At 62.7% G+C, this 17,655-nt stretch carries 17 protein-coding genes; 4 read left to right on the plus strand and 13 right to left on the minus strand.

Annotated elements, in window-relative coordinates; translation table 11 throughout:
• The first annotated feature begins 117 nt into the window (after nucleotides 1–117).
• Nucleotides 118–1,449 (plus strand): dicarboxylate/amino acid:cation symporter, encoded by a 1,332-nt coding sequence (locus U873_RS0103885; protein ID WP_025126984.1) that lies wholly within the window; start codon nucleotides 118–120, stop codon nucleotides 1,447–1,449.
• A 151-nt stretch (nucleotides 1,450–1,600) separates the two neighbouring features.
• The gene (locus tag U873_RS0103890) at nucleotides 1,601–2,782 is read left to right on the plus strand and encodes a CaiB/BaiF CoA-transferase family protein (RefSeq protein WP_025126985.1); all 1,182 of its coding nucleotides are present in this window, start codon (nucleotides 1,601–1,603) and stop codon (nucleotides 2,780–2,782) included.
• Between the two features lie 42 nt (nucleotides 2,783–2,824).
• Here the strand turns inward: U873_RS0103890 and U873_RS0103895 are convergent, their stop codons facing one another.
• Together U873_RS0103895 and U873_RS0103905 are read right to left on the minus strand one after the other, a co-directional pair.
• Nucleotides 2,825–3,319 carry a SprT family zinc-dependent metalloprotease gene (locus U873_RS0103895; protein WP_025126986.1) on the minus strand — a complete coding sequence of 165 codons (495 nt, stop codon included), beginning with the start codon at nucleotides 3,317–3,319 and terminating at the stop codon, nucleotides 2,825–2,827.
• Nucleotides 3,320–3,470: 151 nt separating this feature from the next.
• A complete protein-coding gene (locus tag U873_RS0103905) occupies nucleotides 3,471–4,073 on the minus strand; it encodes a Yip1 family protein (RefSeq protein ID WP_025126987.1) in 603 nt (200 codons plus the stop codon).
• A 291-nt stretch (nucleotides 4,074–4,364) separates the two neighbouring features.
• Here U873_RS0103905 and ttcA point away from each other — a divergent pair, with 291 nt between their 5' ends.
• Complete coding sequence (gene ttcA / locus U873_RS0103910) at nucleotides 4,365–5,189, plus strand: tRNA 2-thiocytidine(32) synthetase TtcA (protein ID WP_025126988.1); 825 nt, start codon at nucleotides 4,365–4,367, stop codon at nucleotides 5,187–5,189.
• 60 nt (nucleotides 5,190–5,249) lie between these two features.
• Here the strand turns inward: ttcA and U873_RS0103915 are convergent, their stop codons facing one another.
• The 7 genes from U873_RS0103915 to arsC form a co-directional block, all read right to left on the minus strand.
• Entirely contained in the window at nucleotides 5,250–6,785 is a 1,536-nt protein-coding gene (locus tag U873_RS0103915) for a glycosyltransferase family 39 protein (protein WP_025126989.1), read from the minus strand.
• Nucleotides 6,786–6,903: 118 nt separating this feature from the next.
• Nucleotides 6,904–8,655 (minus strand): lipid IV(A) 4-amino-4-deoxy-L-arabinosyltransferase, encoded by a 1,752-nt coding sequence (arnT, locus tag U873_RS0103920; RefSeq protein ID WP_029978128.1) that lies wholly within the window; start codon nucleotides 8,653–8,655, stop codon nucleotides 6,904–6,906.
• Nucleotides 8,656–8,904: 249 nt separating this feature from the next.
• Nucleotides 8,905–9,534, minus strand: a complete 630-nt coding sequence (locus U873_RS0103925) for a histidine phosphatase family protein (protein ID WP_051586055.1) — start codon at nucleotides 9,532–9,534, stop codon at nucleotides 8,905–8,907.
• 505 nt (nucleotides 9,535–10,039) lie between these two features.
• A complete protein-coding gene (locus U873_RS0103930) occupies nucleotides 10,040–10,711 on the minus strand; it encodes a DNA-3-methyladenine glycosylase I (protein ID WP_025126992.1) in 672 nt (223 codons plus the stop codon).
• 124 nt (nucleotides 10,712–10,835) lie between these two features.
• Nucleotides 10,836–11,258, minus strand: a complete 423-nt coding sequence (locus tag U873_RS0103935) for a DUF2069 domain-containing protein (protein ID WP_025126993.1) — start codon at nucleotides 11,256–11,258, stop codon at nucleotides 10,836–10,838.
• Nucleotides 11,251–11,856, minus strand: coding sequence for an NAD(P)H:quinone oxidoreductase (wrbA, locus tag U873_RS0103940; protein WP_025126994.1), 606 nt, complete (start codon nucleotides 11,854–11,856; stop codon nucleotides 11,251–11,253). Before wrbA ends, U873_RS0103935 begins: the two co-directional genes overlap by 8 nt.
• Nucleotides 11,853–12,206 (minus strand): arsenate reductase (glutaredoxin), encoded by a 354-nt coding sequence (gene arsC / locus U873_RS0103945; protein WP_025126995.1) that lies wholly within the window; start codon nucleotides 12,204–12,206, stop codon nucleotides 11,853–11,855. The genes wrbA and arsC overlap by 4 nt, the downstream gene beginning before the upstream one ends.
• A 138-nt stretch (nucleotides 12,207–12,344) precedes the next feature.
• On the opposite strand from arsC, the gene U873_RS0103950 reads away from it, so the two are divergent.
• Nucleotides 12,345–12,809: a TlpA disulfide reductase family protein gene (locus tag U873_RS0103950; protein ID WP_025126996.1), complete on the plus strand. Its 465-nt coding sequence runs from the start codon at nucleotides 12,345–12,347 to the stop codon at nucleotides 12,807–12,809.
• Between the two features lie 93 nt (nucleotides 12,810–12,902).
• On the opposite strand, the gene U873_RS0103955 is transcribed toward U873_RS0103950, so the two are convergent.
• The 4 genes from U873_RS0103955 to U873_RS0103970 all read right to left on the minus strand — a co-directional run bounded on the left by U873_RS0103955 (nucleotide 12,903) and on the right by U873_RS0103970 (nucleotide 17,638).
• Entirely contained in the window at nucleotides 12,903–13,307 is a 405-nt protein-coding gene (locus tag U873_RS0103955) for an META domain-containing protein (RefSeq protein ID WP_025126997.1), read from the minus strand.
• Nucleotides 13,304–13,741: a hypothetical protein gene (locus U873_RS0103960; RefSeq protein ID WP_025126998.1), complete on the minus strand. Its 438-nt coding sequence runs from the start codon at nucleotides 13,739–13,741 to the stop codon at nucleotides 13,304–13,306. Before U873_RS0103960 ends, U873_RS0103955 begins: the two co-directional genes overlap by 4 nt.
• Before the next feature lie 90 nt (nucleotides 13,742–13,831).
• Complete coding sequence (locus U873_RS0103965) at nucleotides 13,832–14,821, minus strand: 2-hydroxyacid dehydrogenase (RefSeq protein WP_025126999.1); 990 nt, start codon at nucleotides 14,819–14,821, stop codon at nucleotides 13,832–13,834.
• A 63-nt stretch (nucleotides 14,822–14,884) separates the two neighbouring features.
• On the minus strand, nucleotides 14,885–17,638 hold the full coding sequence (locus U873_RS0103970) for a response regulator (protein ID WP_025127000.1): 2,754 nt from the start codon (nucleotides 17,636–17,638) through the stop codon (nucleotides 14,885–14,887).
• Nucleotides 17,639–17,655 lie beyond the last annotated feature (17 nt).

Below are 17,655 nucleotides of genomic sequence, written 5' to 3' on the forward strand. Positions count from 1 at the left end.
AAGATCTGCCAGCACGCAGCTCGACACAACAAATCCCTCCAGCGCAGGAGGGTTCGCACTTTAGGCACCGCATGCATCGACGGAACTTGCATGCCGGGGCTCTTGAGGAACTTTGCAATGACGACTCGTCAGCCACTGTACAAATCCCTGTATTTCCAGGTGATCGTTGCCATCACCATCGGCATTCTGCTCGGGCACTTCTACCCGCAGACCGGTGTGGCCCTGAAGCCTCTGGGTGACGGGTTCATCAAACTGATCAAGATGGTGATTGCCCCGATCATCTTCTGCACCGTGGTCAGCGGCATCGCCGGCATGCAGAACATGAAGTCGGTGGGCAAGACCGGCGGTTACGCGTTGCTGTACTTCGAAATCGTTTCGACCATTGCCCTGCTGATCGGCCTGGTGGTCGTCAACGTGGTGCAGCCGGGCGCCGGCATGCACATCGACGCCTCGACCCTCGACGCTTCCAAAGTCGCCGCCTACGTGACCGCGGGCAATGACCAGAGCATCGTCGGCTTCATCCTCAACATCATCCCGTCGACCATCGTCGGTGCCTTCGCCAACGGCGATATCCTGCAAGTGCTGATGTTCTCGGTGATCTTCGGCTTCGCCCTGCATCGCCTGGGCGCCTACGGCAAGCCGGTGCTGGATTTCATCGATCGCTTCGCCCACGTGATGTTCAACATCATCAACATGATCATGAAGCTGGCGCCCCTGGGTGCGCTGGGTGCCATGGCGTTCACCATCGGTGCCTACGGTGTGGGCTCCCTGGTGCAACTGGGCCAGTTGATGATCTGCTTCTATATCACCTGCGTGGTGTTCGTCCTGGTGGTCCTGGGCGCCATCTGCCGCGCCCACGGCTTCAGCGTGATCAAGCTGATCCGCTACATTCGTGAAGAGCTGCTGATCGTGCTGGGAACCTCTTCCTCGGAATCGGCCCTGCCACGCATGCTGATCAAGATGGAGCGCCTGGGCGCGAAGAAGTCGGTGGTCGGTCTGGTGATCCCAACCGGCTATTCCTTCAACCTCGACGGCACCTCGATCTACCTGACCATGGCCGCGGTATTCATCGCCCAGGCCACTGACACCCACATGGACATCACCCACCAGATCACCCTGCTGCTGGTGTTGCTGCTGTCCTCCAAGGGCGCCGCTGGCGTGACCGGCAGTGGTTTCATCGTTCTGGCCGCCACCCTGTCGGCCGTGGGGCACTTGCCGGTGGCTGGCCTGGCGCTGATCCTGGGTATCGACCGCTTCATGTCCGAAGCCCGCGCCCTGACCAACCTGGTGGGCAATGCCGTGGCCACCGTAGTGGTCGCCAAGTGGGTCAAGGAGCTGGATGAAGACAAGCTGCAGGCCGAATTGGCTTCCGGCGGTCGGCCGATTACCGACACCCGTGAGACCGATGACCTGGGCGTGGCCGAAGGCCCGGCGCCGAGCATCAAGTAAGCCCTGCTGATGATAGAAAACCCGCCTCGGCGGGTTTTTTATTGCCTGGCAATTGAGCGCAACGGTCAGTCCGGCTGACCGTTGTGGTAATTGTTGGGGCGGTTGCGCCTGCCTACTCTGTGGGCAGTCGATCAAGAGCAGAGGAGGGCATATGCAAGGGCCATTGGCGTCACTCAAGGTACTGGATTTCTCTACCCTGTTGCCGGGGCCGTTCGCCTCGTTGCTGCTGGCCGACATGGGCGCGGAGGTGCTGCGCATCGAGTCGCCGACCCGTATGGACCTGGTACGGGTACTGCCGCCCCACGATGCCGGGGTTTCCGCCAGTCACGCCTACCTCAATCGCAACAAGCGCAGCCTGGCCCTGGACCTCAAGCGGCCCGAGGCGCTGGAGGTGGTCCGGCAGTTGGTGCGCGAGCATGACATTGTCCTCGAACAGTTCCGCCCGGGGGTGATGGAGCGCCTGGGGCTGGGGTATGAAGCCTTGAAGGCGATCAACCCCCGACTGATCTACGTCTCCATTACCGGCTATGGCCAGACCGGTCCCTACCGCGATCGTGCCGGGCATGACATCAACTACCTGGCCCTGGCCGGGTTGGCCAGCCAGACCGGGCGCCGTGACCAGGGGCCGTTGCCCCTGGGGATTCAGGCGGCGGATATCGCCGGGGGCTCCCTGCACGGGGTGATCGGCCTGCTGGCGGCAGTCATCGCTCGCCAGCACAGTGGTCAGGGCCAGCACCTGGATGTGAGCATGACCGACTGTGCGTTCAGTCTGAATGCCATGGCCGGCGCCGGTTACCTGGCGTGTGGAGTGGAACCGGAGATGGAGCAGCAAATGCTCAACGGTGGCAGCTTCTATGACTACTACCGCAGCCGCGATGGCCGCTGGTTATCCGTGGGCAGCCTGGAGCCGGTGTTCATGCAGCAGTTGTGTCAGGCCCTGGGGCGGCCGGAGCTGGCAGCCCAGGGCCTGTCCCCTCGTCCCGAGCAGCAACAGGCTCTCAAGCACGCCTTGCAGATGGAGTTCGAAAAACACGACTTTGCCGAGCTCTGCCAGTTGTTCGCCGGGTTGGATGCCTGTGTCGAGCCGGTCCTGAGCCTGGCCGAGGCGGTGGATCATCCTCAGTTACAGGCCCGTCAACTGGTCAGCCAGGTGCCCCGTGATGACGGCAGCCTGCAGGCACAGATCGCCTGCCCGTTGAAGTTCTCCGCAGGTTTGCCTGCGCCTCGGCATATTGGCGCCCGGCTGGGGGCGCACTCCGACCAGGTGCTCGCCGAGCTGGGCTACAGCCCGCAGAGTATCGAGGCGCTAAGGCGCAACGGGGTCGTTGGCTAACTCAAATGCCGCCTCGGCGTCCCGATGAGGCCTGGCCTCGGGTCACTCGATCCGGGTTTCCCCGCTGTAGACCAGGGTGTGCCGACAGCGTCGGCACAGGTAGCGGCGCCCCTGGGCCACCAGCTTGTGGCGCTGCGCCGAGAAGGGGAAGTCGCTGTCGGCACAGGGGCAGCGGTAAATGTAGCGAGTCACGCTGCGCCGCTTGATTTCATAGGTGTGGCAGCGATTGGGCGGCAGTTCATACACCCCGCGCATGATCAGCTGCCATTCCTCGCCATGGGGCTGAATACGTTCGCCGAACAGTTGGTGGGCGATCAGGTGCGCGACTTCATGGGCCACGGTCTGCTTGAGAAAGTCCTCGGTGTTCTCCCGGTACAGCTGCGGATTGAAGCGCAGCAGGTTTTCGTGCAGGTGAGCGACCCCGGCTTTCTGGCCGCGCAACTTGAGGCTGACCACCGGGCGTTTGAAAGGACGTTTGAAAAAGGATTCAGCGAGTAGGAAACAATCTTCGACGCGGGTATTGAGTTGCTCGGGCATGCTTAGCGGCTCTCCAGAGAGGGGGAGTATGCCGCAAACAGGGGGAATTCCGAATCGCCCAGGCGCCGAATGGTCATCTGGCGGGTACACATAAGAAGGCCGCCTTGCGGCGGCCTGTGCTGGCAGACAGAGGATTATTATTGGTGCGGCGTCAGTTGGTGTACACGGGGCCGACGCCCAGGCCCCAGACAATCACGGTGAAGGCCATGATCGCCACCAGTACCACCAGCCCTACCGCCAGGACTGAGCTGGAAAACAGGAATCCCTCGTCCGATGGGATGTTCATGAAGGTCGGCAACCCGACATAGAGCAGGTACACCGTGTAGCAGATGGCCGCCGTGCCGACGATCATCCCCAGCCACATGTGGGGATACAGCGCCGCCAGGCCGCCGACGAACAGCGGTGTCGCGGTGTAGGTGGCGAAGGCCACGCAGCGTGACAGGCTCGGGTTGGCGTCATAGGTGCGGGCCATCCAGTGGATGAAGGCGCCCATGACCGCCACGCCGCCGAGCATCGCCAGGTACGACATGATGGTCATCCACAGGGCGCTTTCCATGGTCAGCATCACCGGCGCGCGGCTGCCGATGACCCAGCCGACCTGGGTCGTGCCGATAAACGCCGAGATGGCGGGGATGGCCGCCAGGATCAGCGTGTGGGTTAGGTACATGTGGCTGATGCTTTCCTCGGCATCGCCACGGATGTCTCGCCATTCCTGATCGGGGTGGGTGAAGAGTCCTACGACATGATGAATCATGGTCAGTCACTCCTTTATTGTTGCCATCGCCCCCCAACGGAGCGCTTACAGCCAAGTGGCACAGTCAGTATAGGTCTATGTGCGCGTGCGATCTTATGTCGCAGTATAGGGAGGAGTTTTCCTCAGATGGGCGCACCTTTAGAGCAAATTGCGCTGTAAAGCCCCGGGTTAATCGCCGTCGCGTCTGTCATTGCACGCCTGGCGGACGGGGCTGGCGATGCTTTCGCGGGGCTGGGGTTTTTGCGTAAAATGTCCGGCTTTTCGTCACACACCTCGCGGATTTCAAGCGCCATGGGCACTCTTACGGTCAACCAGAACAAACTGCAGAAACGCCTTCGCCGACTGGCGGGCGAAGCGGTCGCCGATTTCAACATGATCGAAGAGGGCGACAAGGTCATGGTCTGCCTGTCCGGCGGCAAGGACAGCTACACCATGCTCGACGTGCTGCTGCACCTGCAGAAGGTGGCGCCGATCAAGTTCGAGATCGTCGCGGTGAACATGGACCAGAAGCAGCCGGGTTTTCCCGAGCATGTGCTGCCGGCCTATCTCAAGGAGCTGGGGATCGAGTACCACATCGTCGAGAAGGACACCTACTCGGTGGTCAAGGAGCTGATCCCGGAGGGCAAGACCACCTGTTCGCTGTGCTCGCGCCTGCGCCGCGGCACCTTGTACACCTTTGCCGACGAGATCGGCGCGACCAAGATGGCCCTCGGTCACCACCGCGACGACATCGTCGAGACCTTCTTCCTCAACATGTTCTACAACGGCTCGCTCAAGGCCATGCCGCCCAAGCTGTTGGCCGATGACGGGCGCAACGTGGTGATCCGTCCCCTGGCCTATTGCAGCGAGAAGGATATCCAGGCCTATTCCGACCTCAAGCAGTTCCCGATCATTCCCTGCAACCTCTGCGGCTCCCAGGAGAACCTGCAGCGCCAGGTGGTCAAGGAGATGCTTCAGGAGTGGGAGCGCAAGAGCCCCGGGCGTACCGAGAGCATCTTCCGTGGCCTGCAGAATGTCATCCCCTCGCAACTGGCGGACCGCAAGCTGTTCGACTTCACCCAGTTGCGTATCGATGAGAGCGCCGCATCACGTTTCGTCAATGTGCTGAATCTGTGATGCGCACACGGCGGCTCAGGGTCGCCGCGCCGCTGTTTCAGCAGCGCAGCGGCGCAGCTTTCAGTCGCTCGGTGCCCGCGGGATAAAGGCCACGCTACCTTCTGCGGATTTCCTGGCCAGCCGTTCGCCGTTGGTCGGCGTGGTGCGGATCAGTTGATGATCGCTACCCAGATAGCCCAGCAGCAGCGGTTCATCCGGGGTCTGCTGCACGAAGATCAGGGTGCGCTGGGGATCCCAGTGCTGGCCGCTGGTCTTGTCCAGCCAGGCCATGAAGTCTGCGCTGCTGCCGGCTCTTGGAAAGTCCTGGGTTTGCGCCACGTAGTAGAACGGTGCGCCCTGATTCTGCAGGTACATCGGCAGCTTGTTGTCGACCTCGACCATCACCATCCGCCATTGATTCCAGGGGGCTATGCGGCTCGCCTCGGTCTTGACCTGTGCGCTGAATCCGATCACGCCTCCACCACCGTTGCTCCAGGGGTAGGCGACTCCCAACACCAGCAATAGCAACGCCGCAGCGCTGGCAAAGCCAATGGCCCAGCGTCGGTCGCGGCCCTTGCCGCTGTCGCGTTTGTGCTGCAGGTAGCGGTTCAGCCACCAGGCCCCCAACAGCTGGGCAAAGGGCACCATGGGCAGTACGTAATAGCTGCGTCGGCTGCCGCTGGCGGTAAAGAACAGGAACAGCAAGGCCAGGGCCCAGACCAGCCAGCGCTCGTTGGGTTGCAACTGGCGCCAGTGCCGAAGGGCCAGCCACAGGCCGAGGATCCAGCAGGGCGCCCAGGGCAAGGTATAGGCCGGCAGATAGATCAGGTAGGTGTAGATCGGTCCGACGTGGTCGAAGGGATCGAAGAAGCGTACGACGTTCTCGCGAAACACCAGGCTCAGGCCACTTTCACCGTAGGTTGGCGCGCCATACAGATGGGAAAGCACGAAAGGCACCATGTAGAACCCCGCGGCAATCACCAGCGCCAGGCACAGGCGCAGATTCAGATGGCGTTTCCAGCGCCCCTGGCTGACCAGGTGTGGCAGCAGGATCAACCCCGGCAGGACAAAACCGATCAGGCCCTTGAGCAGCGAGGTCGCGGCCAGCAGCAGGAAGAACACGCTGTAGCGTCCCAGGCGCGTGTCCTCGGGGCCGCGCCAGTACCACCACACCGCGGCCAGCACGCCGCAGACGGTCAGGATGTCGGCGGTGGCCACTCGGGCCCAGAACGCGAAGTAGAAGGTCGTGGCCAGCATCCAGCCGGCGATCAGCCCGGTGCCCTTGCGAAACAGCTGTTCACCGATCAGGTACACCAGCCAGATGCTCAACCACGCGGCGAGTACCGACGACAGGCGCAGTGACCAGGGCCCCAGTCCGCCCATCAGCCAGGCGCAGGCGCTGATCAGCCAGTAGGACGGCAGGGGCTTGTCGTAGTAGGGGCTGCCCTTGAGGTAGGGATCGAAGTAGTCGCCGCTCTGCAGCATCTGCAGGACGATATTGGCCCAACGGGTTTCTGCTCCCCATAGCTCACGGGAGCCCAGGCCGAGCAACAGGATCAGGGCGGACACGCCAAGAAGCAGGGCCAGGGCCCTGCGCTCAGAATTGTGGCTCGTCATGGTGGGGTTCCGGAAGACAAGGGTGCAAGAGTGGCGGGTTGTCGCCACTCGAAGGGTTGAGGAGTAGTGCCCGCCTCAATCGCAGTTGAGGCGGACGTTGCCGGCTGTGCTGCTCAGGTCAGGGCTGTGCCGCTGGCAGGATCAGGATCAGCAGGTTGTCCTGCACATAACGTTTGCCTCCAGGTGGCAGCAGCGCGACTTCCTGGTTTTCCAGGACATCCTTGACCCGCATGACCACCCCGACCGAGCCCTGTTTGCGTGCATCGCTCAGCCATTGGCCAACTTGCGCCATGTCAACCTTGCGCTGGGCCGAGTCAGGATAGGCCAGGCCATATTTCAATTCGCCCTCGGTGTTGTACAGCGTCACGTCTGTGCGCTTCAGGCGCCAGGCCAGGGCCGAGGCAGCCCCCAGGTCATTGCTCAACAGCGACTGGGTCTGCTGGAGTTCTTCAAGGTGTTCCTTGATGAACTGGTCCGGCATCTTGTTGTGCACGATCACCCCCGGCATGCCCGCCGGCAGCAGGGCCACCAGCAGCCAGATACCCAGGGCCGGCGCCGCCCAGTAGCCAAGAGGGCGGGAGGCAGACAGCAGGTTGGCGATGATCCAGCCCATGAGCATGATGAACACCAGTGACAGGCTGAACATCTCATCATGGCCGTAGACCGGGCGGGTGATCTGGATAACCACCAGGGCGATCAGCGCACTGACGCCGATCAGCAGGTTGAGCAGGCTATTGACGCGGATCGCCCGGGTCTTCTGAGCGTTGATCCGATCGATCAGGGTGCTGCCCATGAGCACCGCCAGTGGCAGCAGGCACGGCATGATGTAGGTCGGCAGCTTGCCGCGACTGAGGCTGAAAAACACCAGGGGCAACAGGAACCACAGCAGCAGGAAACCGGTGTTGGCCTGGCGTTTGTCCTTCCAGCCCTGGATCAAGGTGCCCGGCAGCAGCGCCGCCCAAGGCAGGCTGGAGGCGACCAGCAGTGGCAGGTAGAACCACCAGGGGCGGGTGTGCTGGGCGTTCTCGGCGGCGAAGCGCCGAATGTGTTCATGCCAGAAGAAAAAACGCCAGAAGTCGGGCTCATGGGCATGAATGCTCAGCACCCAGGGCAGGCTGATAACGATCGCCACCAGCAGCGCCACCAGGCCAAAGCGCAGCAACTCGGTGAAGCGCCGCTGCCAGAGCATGTAGGGCAGGGCGATCAGCACCGGCAGCAACCAGGCCAGAAAACCCTTGGTCATGAAGCCCATCGCGCAGGCCGCACCCAGTGAAGCCCAGGCCAGCAGCCGGGCACGCAACGTCTGGCTGTCCAGGGCAAACCAGAGTGCTACCAGGCTCAGGTTGACCCACAAGGTGAACTGGGGGTCGAGGTTGGAGTATCCGGCTTGGCCGGCAATCAGGCCAAAACTCATGTAGAGCAAGGCTGCGGCAAAGCTCTTGCGTGGGTCGTTCCACATCCGGCGAGTAATCAGGTAGGCGAGCAGCACGCTCAGGCCGGTGCTCACGGCGGAGGCGATGCGCACGCCAAACAGGTTGTCGCCGAACACGGCCTGGCCGATAGCGATCATCCAGTAGCCGGCAATGGGTTTTTCGAAGTAGCGGATGCCCATGAAGTGCGGGGCAACCCAGTCTCCCTTGAGCAGCATCTCCTGGCCGATCTGCGCGTAGCGGGTTTCATCCGGAATCCACAGGCCGTGGCTGGTCAATGGCAGCAGGTAGAACAGCCCGAAGGCCAGCAGCAGAAAGGGTAGTGCCCAACGCTGTATCAGCTCGGCTGTACTCCCACCCACGGTGTAGCCAGAAGGCGTGGCGCTTGTTCCATAAGCTTGGGGCGGTAAAGTGCGGTGCATTTCTATCCTCGAGGTCATGTGCCGATAGCGGTGGGTCGTTACTTTGATCAAGTGCTGCTGATGAACGGTCAGTGTTGTCGAATATGCGGGTTTCTCAAGTCGCGGCATGTTTTTGGATGAGATGCCGGACTGCTTGCAGGCTTTATTGGCAAAAACAGGGATAGGTCTTGCAACTAGCGCATAACTTGTCTAGCCAGCTAGTTGGCCAATTAGTTTGTCTGTTCGAACAATAAAGTCTGTTGGTTTGTTGTTAAAAATAGTTACAACTCAAGGGCGCAGCTGTTCAAGTGTCCGTGGCCAGTTTCTGGCATTGACGATTCCCAGTATTTGCAAGGAACCGTCCCCGTTCAGGGTGACAAACAATGAGCTGGTGTATTCACTGGCCAGAGCATGTTCATAACCCAACTGACGTTCCAGATCGCTGATGCAGTCGCTGTGGGTAACCAGGACCAGATTGCGCTTCAGGGATTTGTGCGCCTTGATCACCTGTTCGAAATCATCCCCGCAGTTGGCCAGCCAGTCCTGGGTCTGTACCGGTTGCTGGAACATGTATTCCGAGGTTTGCCGGGTGCGGGTGGCCGGGCTGCTGAAAACATCGGTCGCGGCCATACCCAGGCTGCGAAAGGCCTGGCCCACTTCGCTGGCGGTGCTGCTTCCGTCCAGAGTGATGCCATCCTCGGGCCCCAGGCAGGGTTTCTCGGAGCGGTCGCAACGCTCGGCATGACGTACCAGGGCAATCACCTCGCCGCCTTGCCAGTGGCGGTAGGCACCCGACTGCTGCATCTGGTTGCCGACCCCCAGGTCCAGCGGCGTGCCAGGCCACAGGACGAAGCCGCTGACCAGGATCGTCAGGACTGTCGCGCTCACTCCGAGCAGGACCTTTCGCGATCGGGGCATTCGGGGTTTCTCGCCGCCAGTGCCTGTTTCAGCAGTATTGACCACGTCGCTTACCTGAATAAGTTTTTGATAGGGACTGCCTAAAGGGGTGGAACTGATGTTTCTCGACAGACCGGCATGTGCACACCGGGGCCAGCGCTGCAACTGGGGCCAATGTAGGTCGGGCCAGGTGGGCGGAGGGTGAAAGCAATGTGAAAAAAACGAATGGGTGACGACCATTCTTTTAAAGTCAGACAGCCTGTGTTCAGGTTATTGGCCTGATCAGTGCTTTGTTATCCGCTTGTAAATGTTTAATGGCTTTAGCGTGCCGGCCGCAGCAACTTTTTGCCGCGCGTCTTAACCCGATAGAGCGTGCGGGGTGAACTCTAGCCGATAAGAAACAGCGAATGAAAAAACCTCGCGTTTAGTTCAGCTTATTGTCAGCTTGGATGCGCTGACGACTTGAGGAGGGGGAGGCCGCCCTGCCGGTTATGGGGGCAGGGCGCAAGGTTTGGAGAGGCAGGGTTCAGTGGTTGACCGTATAGGCCAGCATTGCCGAGAGCTGGCACAGCGGCCGGCCGCTTTCCTGCTGCCAGTGGTTGAACACTTCCTGTACCAGGGCCTGGTCGCGCTTGCTGCTGGGAACCTTGTCGATGATGCCCTGGGCATTGAGGGCCGCCACCACGTCCCAGGTAGGAATGAAGGTGTCCTTGCCCACCATGCGTAGAAAGCGCGGGGCTGAAAGACCGCCCATCTGGTTGCCGTGCTTGGCCAGGTACTGCCAGAGCCCGGTGATGTCCTGGACCGGCCAGTCGGCAATGAACGCGCCGAAGCTGGCGTGCTGCTTTTCCACATCGAGGATCATCTGGGCGTTGCGCGGCACGCTCTTGAGCTTGCCCAGGTGGCGGATGATTCGCGTGTCCTGCATCAGCCGCTCGAGATGCTCGGCCCCCATCAGCACCACTTTTTCCGGATCGAAGCCGAAGAACACCTGTTCGAACGCTGGCCACTTGGCATCTACCAGGCTGTGTTTCAGGCCCGCGCGAAAGACGCGCAGGGCCAGGGTCGACAGGTAGCGGTCAGCGCTCAGGGAGCGCAGGTAGTCGTTGCTGGCCGGGGTCGGCAGTTGGGCTTCCAGGGCCGCGGCGGAACCAAAGCGGTTGAGACAGTATTCGTTCAGCCATTTGTAATCGTGCATGCCTGCTCCGGGAGGGGTCGGGAGTGTCGGTCGATGAGTCTGTTGACCAAGGTTGGGGCGCGAAGCGCGGATGCAAGTTCCCCGGGGTGCTCACGCGCACTCCGGGAATCCTGGGGCACCGGAGTCAGGCCGGGCTGGCACCTTCGCCCGCGAGCCGGCGATTGAGTTGGAAGCGCCAGCGTACGTAGAGCAGCGCCGAGCTGAATACGGCCAGGCTGGCGAGCATTTCCAACAGGCCGAACACCTGCCGATTTGGATCGTAGGCGGCCAGCGCGCCCTTGATGAAATACAGGTTGACCACGAAGCACATCCACGAATGCCCGCGAGCGCTGCCGCTGAGCATGCCGGGCGCCATCAACAGCAGGGGGGCCAGTTCGATCAGCAGGATGACCCAGGGCCGGGCGCCGTGCAGGTCAGCGATCAGCAGGTAATACACGCAGAGCAGGCCCACCAGGCCAAAAAAACAGACCAGGCTGAGGATCCGGGTCACCCGGACTCGGGGCTCCAGCCATTCCACCGCCGGCAGGATCTTCGGCTTTTTAGCCACGGTCGCTCTCCAGTCGCTGGGCGGTTTTCGCCAGGCGCAGGCCCAAGGCCCGGCACAAGGCGATCTCGTGTTCGTCCAGCGGGCTCTTGCCGTCCGCCCCGGCATGATGGCTGGCGCCGTAGGGGGTGCCGCCGCCTCGGGTTTCCAGCAGGGCCGACTCGCTGTAGGGCAGGCCGGTGATCAGCATGCCGTGGTGCAACAGCGGCAGCATCATCGACAGCAGGGTGGCTTCCTGGCCGCCATGCAGACTGGCGGTGGAGGTGAACACGCCGGCGGGCTTGCCCACCAGGGCGCCGGTCAGCCAGAGGTTGCTGGTGCCATCGAGGAAGTACTTCAGCGGGGCTGCCATGTTGCCGAAGCGGGTAGGGCTGCCCAGGGCCAGGCCCGAGCAGTTCTTCAGGTCGTCGAGGCTGGCGTAGAGGGCGCCGCTGTCGGGGATGTCCGGGCTTATGGCTTCGCATTCGGCGGAAATCGCCGGGACGGTGCGCAGGCGGGCTTCCAGGCCGGCCTGCTCGATGCCCCGGGCGATCTGCCGGGCCATCTCGTTGGTCGAGCCGTTGCGGCTGTAATACAGGACCAGGATGTAGGGCGTGCTCAAGGCAGGATCTCCAGCACGTTTTCCGGTGGCCGGCCGATGATGGCCTTGTCGCCGGCTTCGAGAATCGGCCGTTCCATGAGTTTCGGGTGCCGGGCGATGGCGGCAATCAATTGCGCTTCGCTGAGGCTGCTGTCTGCCAGGTTGAGGTTCTTGTACTCGTCCTCGCCTGTGCGCAGCAACTGGCGCGCGCTGAGGCCCAGCTTGTTCAGCAGGCTGCGCAACTGGGCCGCGTCCAATGGGGTTTCCAGGTAGCGGACCACGGTCGGAGCCAGGCCGCGTTGTTCCAGAAGTTCCAGCGCACCGCGGGATTTCGAACAGCGCGGGTTGTGATAAAGCGTCAGATCGGTCATGTGCGGGTCGCATCTTGCGTAAGGTGGCGGCTATTCTACCCGCGCGGCGGGCTCTCCTGAACCTTGAGAGTCGATAGGTCGCAGCGACTGTGGGCTCGCGAACACTTTCAAGACATCTTTCAATACAGGGAACAGGGCATGGCACGGCAATTGGCAGCGGCATTGGCGATCTTCACCACCTTGCTGCTTGGTGGCTGCGGCAATGACTATGGGGTCGACCAGTATGGCCAGAAAGTCGCCGCCGAACGCCTGGACAAGCAATGGCTGGTGCTCAACTACTGGGCGGAATGGTGTGGCCCCTGCCGCACTGAAATTCCCGAACTGAACGCCTTGAACGAGCAGCTCAAGGGGCAGTCGGCGACGGTACTGGGCGTCAACTTCGATAATGTGCAGGGTGACGAGCTCAAGAGCGCCAGCGAGAAGCTGGGAATCAAGTTCACCGTGCTGGCGCAGAATCCGGCGGAAATCTTCGACCTGCCACGCAGCGAGGCGCTGCCGGTGACCTACATCATCGACGACAAGGGCAAGGTGCGTGAACAACTGCTGGGCGAGCAGACCGCGGCGGGCGTGCTGGAGAAACTGCAGGCCCTGCGCGGGCATTGAGACGAATGGGGCGGCTGGTGCGGGTTGCACCCGCGCCTGGCGGTGAGGCAGATGGGCGACCCAGGCGGGCCGCCCTTGGCGCCTGCAGGGCTATCAGCCTTCTTCCAGCCACCAGCGTAGCGGCTTGCCTTCGGCGGGCCAGAAACGCACTTGCTCGATCGGCGAGACATCCCAGCGCTGGACAGTCTCCAGGGCCTGGAGAAAACGCCGCTCCTGTTCCATCAGCGCCGGCGCGCAGAGCTTGCGAGTGCTGCCGACCTTGCCGAAGCTGAGTTTGTCGCCTTCCAGGGTGTAGGGCGCGAACCAGTGGTTGCAGCCACCATTGCCATAGGCCCGGCCATCCTCGCCAAGGGTGATGGTCAGGTGGCTGTAATCGATCAGCGGACGCTCACCGATCCATTCCAGGACGTAGCTGCGGTCCTGTTGCAGCTTCAGCGGTTCGGCGGCGCAGCCCATCAGGCCGGCCCCCAACGCCGCGAGCAGCACCAGGGATTTCATTGGCTGGCCTGCTGGCATTTCGGGCAGAGGTGGCGCTCACCTTCGCTGGTCCAGCCCAGTTCGGCTATTCGCGCACTGGCAGCCGGCTTCTGGGCCTTGTTGCCGAGCTTGGCGTCCACTGCGAACTCGAAGGCGAGTTCGGTCGCGCAGCTGTCGCAGTTGACTTGCCACTGATGAATCGCCAGTTCGCCGAATACCGGGCCGCGGGCCACCGCGACCCATTGGCCGAGTGGATTGATCAGGTGGCGAACGGTGTCCACGGTCAGGCGCATGGAAAGGTCCTTGCTGCCCTTGAGGGTCACCAGCAGTACGTCGTCGGCGCGGATCGAGCCACCATTGCCGGTGACCTGATAGCGTCCCGGTACCAGGGCGCGGCATTCGATCAGGGTGTGTTGCGGGCTCATCAGGGTGTAGCGGAAATCGTGTTCGACCATGGGTCCTCCAAATATGCCGCGTATGCTAGCACGGGCCCTGGCCCCGCAGGTTGCAGGCGGGTGACCTTCGATCAGCCCGCGGCGCGGGGTTCAGCCCTGGACCTGATTCTGCGGCTGGCCCGCAGCCCAGCAGGCAATGTTGTGCAAGGTGGTGTCGGCGATGGCTGCCAGGGCTTCATGGGTCAGGAAGGCCTGGTGTGCGGTGACTATCACGTTGGGAAAGGTCAGCAGCCGGGCCAGTACATCATCCTGCAGTGGCAGGTCGGAGCGGTCTTCGAAGAACAGCTGGGCTTCCTCTTCGTAGACGTCCAGGCCCAGGTAACCCAACTGGCCGCTCTTCAGGGCTTCGATCAGCGCCGGTGTATCCACCAGGCCGCCGCGTCCGGTGTTGATCAGCATCGCCCCGGGCTGCATGTGCGCCAGGCTGTCCTGGTTGATCAGGTAGCGGCTGTCTTCGGTCAGTGGGCAGTGCAGGCTGATGATCTGTGCCTGGGCCAGCAGTTGCGGCAGGCTCAGGTAGCGGGCGCCCAAGGCCTCGACGGCGGGATTGGGGTAGGGGTCGTAGGCCAGCAGTTGGCAGCCGAAGCCGGCCATGATCCGGGCGAAGGTGGCACCAATCTGCCCGGTGCCAACGATCCCCACAGTCTTGCCCACCAGGTCGAACCCGGTCAGTCCGTGCAGGGTGAAGTCCCCTTCACGGGTGCGGTTGTAGGCCCGGTGCAGGCGCCGGTTCAACGCCAGGATCAGGGCCACGGCGTGTTCGGCCACTGCATGCGGAGAGTAGGCCGGCACTCGCACCACATCCAGGCCCAGGCGCTTGGCGGCTGGCAGGTCGACATGGTTGTAGCCGGCCGAGCGCAGGGCGATCAGGCGAGTGCCGCCGGCAGCCAGCTGTTCCAGCACCGGGGCACTGAGGTCGTCATTGATGAAGGGGCAGACCACTTCATGGTGTTCGGCCAGAGCGGCAGTGTCCAGGCTCAGCCGGGCGGCCTGGAATTGCAGTTCGATGCCCGCGGGCAGCGAGGTGCCGAGAAAACTCTCGCGGTCATAGTTCTGGCTGCTGAAAAGAATCGTGCGCATGGCTGCATCCTTGTTCGGGGCGCCCAGCATGATGGCTGGACGCCGGGCACGTGTTGCCCTGGGTCAGGCGTTGATCCGCGCCTCGCTGGCCAGGCGGCCAATGGCATGGTCGAGTTCATCCAGGGCGGCAAAGGCCTTGGCATCTTCCTGCTTGAGCAGGGTTTCGCTGCGCTGGCAGGCCGCCCGCAACTGTGGCACCCCGCAATAGCGGGTGGCGCCGTGGAGACGATGGACCCGCTCGATCAGCGCACTGTGATCGTTGGCCGCGCGGGCGGCGTTGATGGCTTCGCGATCGGCTTCCAGGGACGCCAGCAGCATGGCCAGCATGTCTGCCGCCAGATCGGCCTTGCCAGCGGCCAGGCGCAAGCCTTCTTCCTGATCCAGAACCTGCAGTTCCAGACCCAGCTCCGGGCGCTCGCTGGCCCGCTCCGGTCCTTGGTTGCGCAATGCCAGCCCGGTCCATTTCAGCACCACCTGGGCCAGTTGCCGTTCACTGATGGGCTTGGTCAGGTAGTCGTCCATGCCACTTTGCAACAGGGCGCGCTTTTCGTTGGCCATGGCGTGGGCGGTCAGGGCGACTATGGGCAGCGGCGTGCCGTGGCGTTCGCTTTCCCACTGGCGGATTGCCTCGGTACTTTGTCGGCCGTCCATGCCGGGCATCTGCACGTCCATCATCACCAGGTCGAAGGGCTCGTTCTGGATCGCATTCAGCGCCGCGTAACCGTTATCCACCGCCAGCACCTTGGCACCCATGTCCTCGAGCAGGGTCTGGATCAGCAGCAGGTTGGCCGGGTTGTCATCGACACACAGGACTCGCGGTGCACGGCTGGAAAGGCTTTCCTCCGGTTCGCTGCGGGCCCGGCGCGGGGTGACCAGGTCGGACAGGGCACGGCGCAGTTTGCGGGTGCAGGCCGGCTTGGCCTGCAACTGGCTGTGGGGGTTGGGCACTGACAGATGGAACAGCGTCTGCTCGGTGGTGGGGCACAACACCAGGACCTTGCAACCCAGGTGCTCCAAGTCCCAGATATGCTGGCTCAGGCGTTCGGGAGACATGTCGTTGGTGGTGATGCCGAGCACCGCCAGGTCGATCGCCTGATCGCTCTGGTGGACGCCGGTGATGCCATTGGTCAGGGCTTCCAGGGTGTTGAATGGAGTCACTTCCAGGCCACAGTCTTCCAACTGGTGTTGCAGGGCCTGACGCGCCAGTTCGTGATTCTCCAGCACCGCGACCCGTCGCCCCAGCAACGGCGGGCCGGGCAGGTCCTCGGCATCGTCGCGGGTTTTCGGCAGGCTCAGGCTGATCCAGAACTCCGATCCTTCGCCGGGGGTACTGTCGACGCCGATTTCACCGCCCATCTGCTCGATCAGGCGCTTGGAAATCACCAGCCCCAGACCCGTGCCACCAGGCTGGCGGGACAGCGAGTTGTCGGCCTGGCTGAAGGCCTGGAACAGGGCGCGCACGTCCTGGTTCGACAGGCCGATGCCGGTGTCCTGAATGCTGATGCGCAGCTGCACGCTGTCTTCGTGTTCTTCTTCCAGCATGGCCCGGGCGACGATGGTGCCTTCGCGGGTGAACTTGATGGCATTGCTCACCAGGTTGGTGAGGATCTGCTTGAGCCGCAGCGGATCGCCTACCAGGGACAGGGGCGTATCGCGATAGACCAGGCTCACCAGTTCCAGCTGCTTGGCGTGGGCCGCCGGGGCGAGGATGGTCAGGGTGTCCTGCAGCAAGTCCCGCAGGTTGAAGGGAATGCTGTCGAGCACCAGCTTGCCGGCTTCGATTTTCGAGAAGTCGAGGATCTCGTTGATGATTCCCAGCAGGCTGTCGGCGGATTTCTCGATGGTGCCCAGGTAATCCAGCTGGCGCGGCGTCAGCTCGCTTTTTTGCAGCAGATGGGTAAAGCCGAGGATGCCGTTGAGCGGCGTGCGGATTTCATGGCTCATGTTGGCCAGGAACTCCGACTTGATCCGGCTGGCTTCCAGGGCCTCCTTGCGGGCCAGGTCCAGCTCGATGTTCTGGATCTCGATGGTTTCCAGATTCTGGCGCACGTCCTCGGTGGCCTGGTCGATGCTGTGCTGCAGTTCTTCCTGGGCATTCTGCAAGGTACTGGCCATGCGGTTGATGCCCGAGGCCAGCTCGTCCAGCTCCTGGCTGCCCAGAGGCGGCAGGCGGGTTTCCAGGTTGCCGTCCTTGAGTTGTCCCACGGCCTGCTTGATCTGCCCCAGGGGATTGTTGATGGTGCGCCCCATGCGTACGGCCAGCAGAGCGGTGACGGCCAGGCCCGCGGCGATCAGCAGCAGGCTGGCGAACAGGCTGCGGTAGCCGCGCAGCAACATGCCGCTGTGGGACAGCTCCAGTTCCACCCAGCCCAACAGACGGTCGGACTCATCGGGGATCAGGTCGCCGGCGAGGTTGCGATGCCGGCCGAAGACCGGCAACTGATAGCGGGTCGCGTCATTGCCGGTACGCTGCATCATGTGGGTGCTGTTGCCCGAGGGTGCCGGGTTGAGCATGCTCGGCCCGGCGTGGGCCAGGAGAGTGCGGTCGGGGGCGAGCAGGGACACCGCGCGCACGTCCTGTTGTTCCAGGGCCTGGGTGGCGATGCGCTCGAGCATCGGCGCGTTGTGATTGCCCATGGCCGGAGCCACCAGGGAGGCCAGTTGCTCGGCGATCATTTCGCCGCGCTGCAGGAGCTGGGTCTGCAGGTCCGAGAGCTGCATCCAGGTGAAGTAGCCACCCAGCACCAGGGCCATCAGGCTGGTGGGCAACAAGGTCAGCAACAGTACGCGGCCTTTGATTCCCAGTTTCTTGAGCACGCAACTCTCCTGCTTCC

It is taken from the genome of Pseudomonas sp. PH1b, assembly GCF_000633395.1.
Taxonomy (GTDB): domain Bacteria; phylum Pseudomonadota; class Gammaproteobacteria; order Pseudomonadales; family Pseudomonadaceae; genus Aquipseudomonas.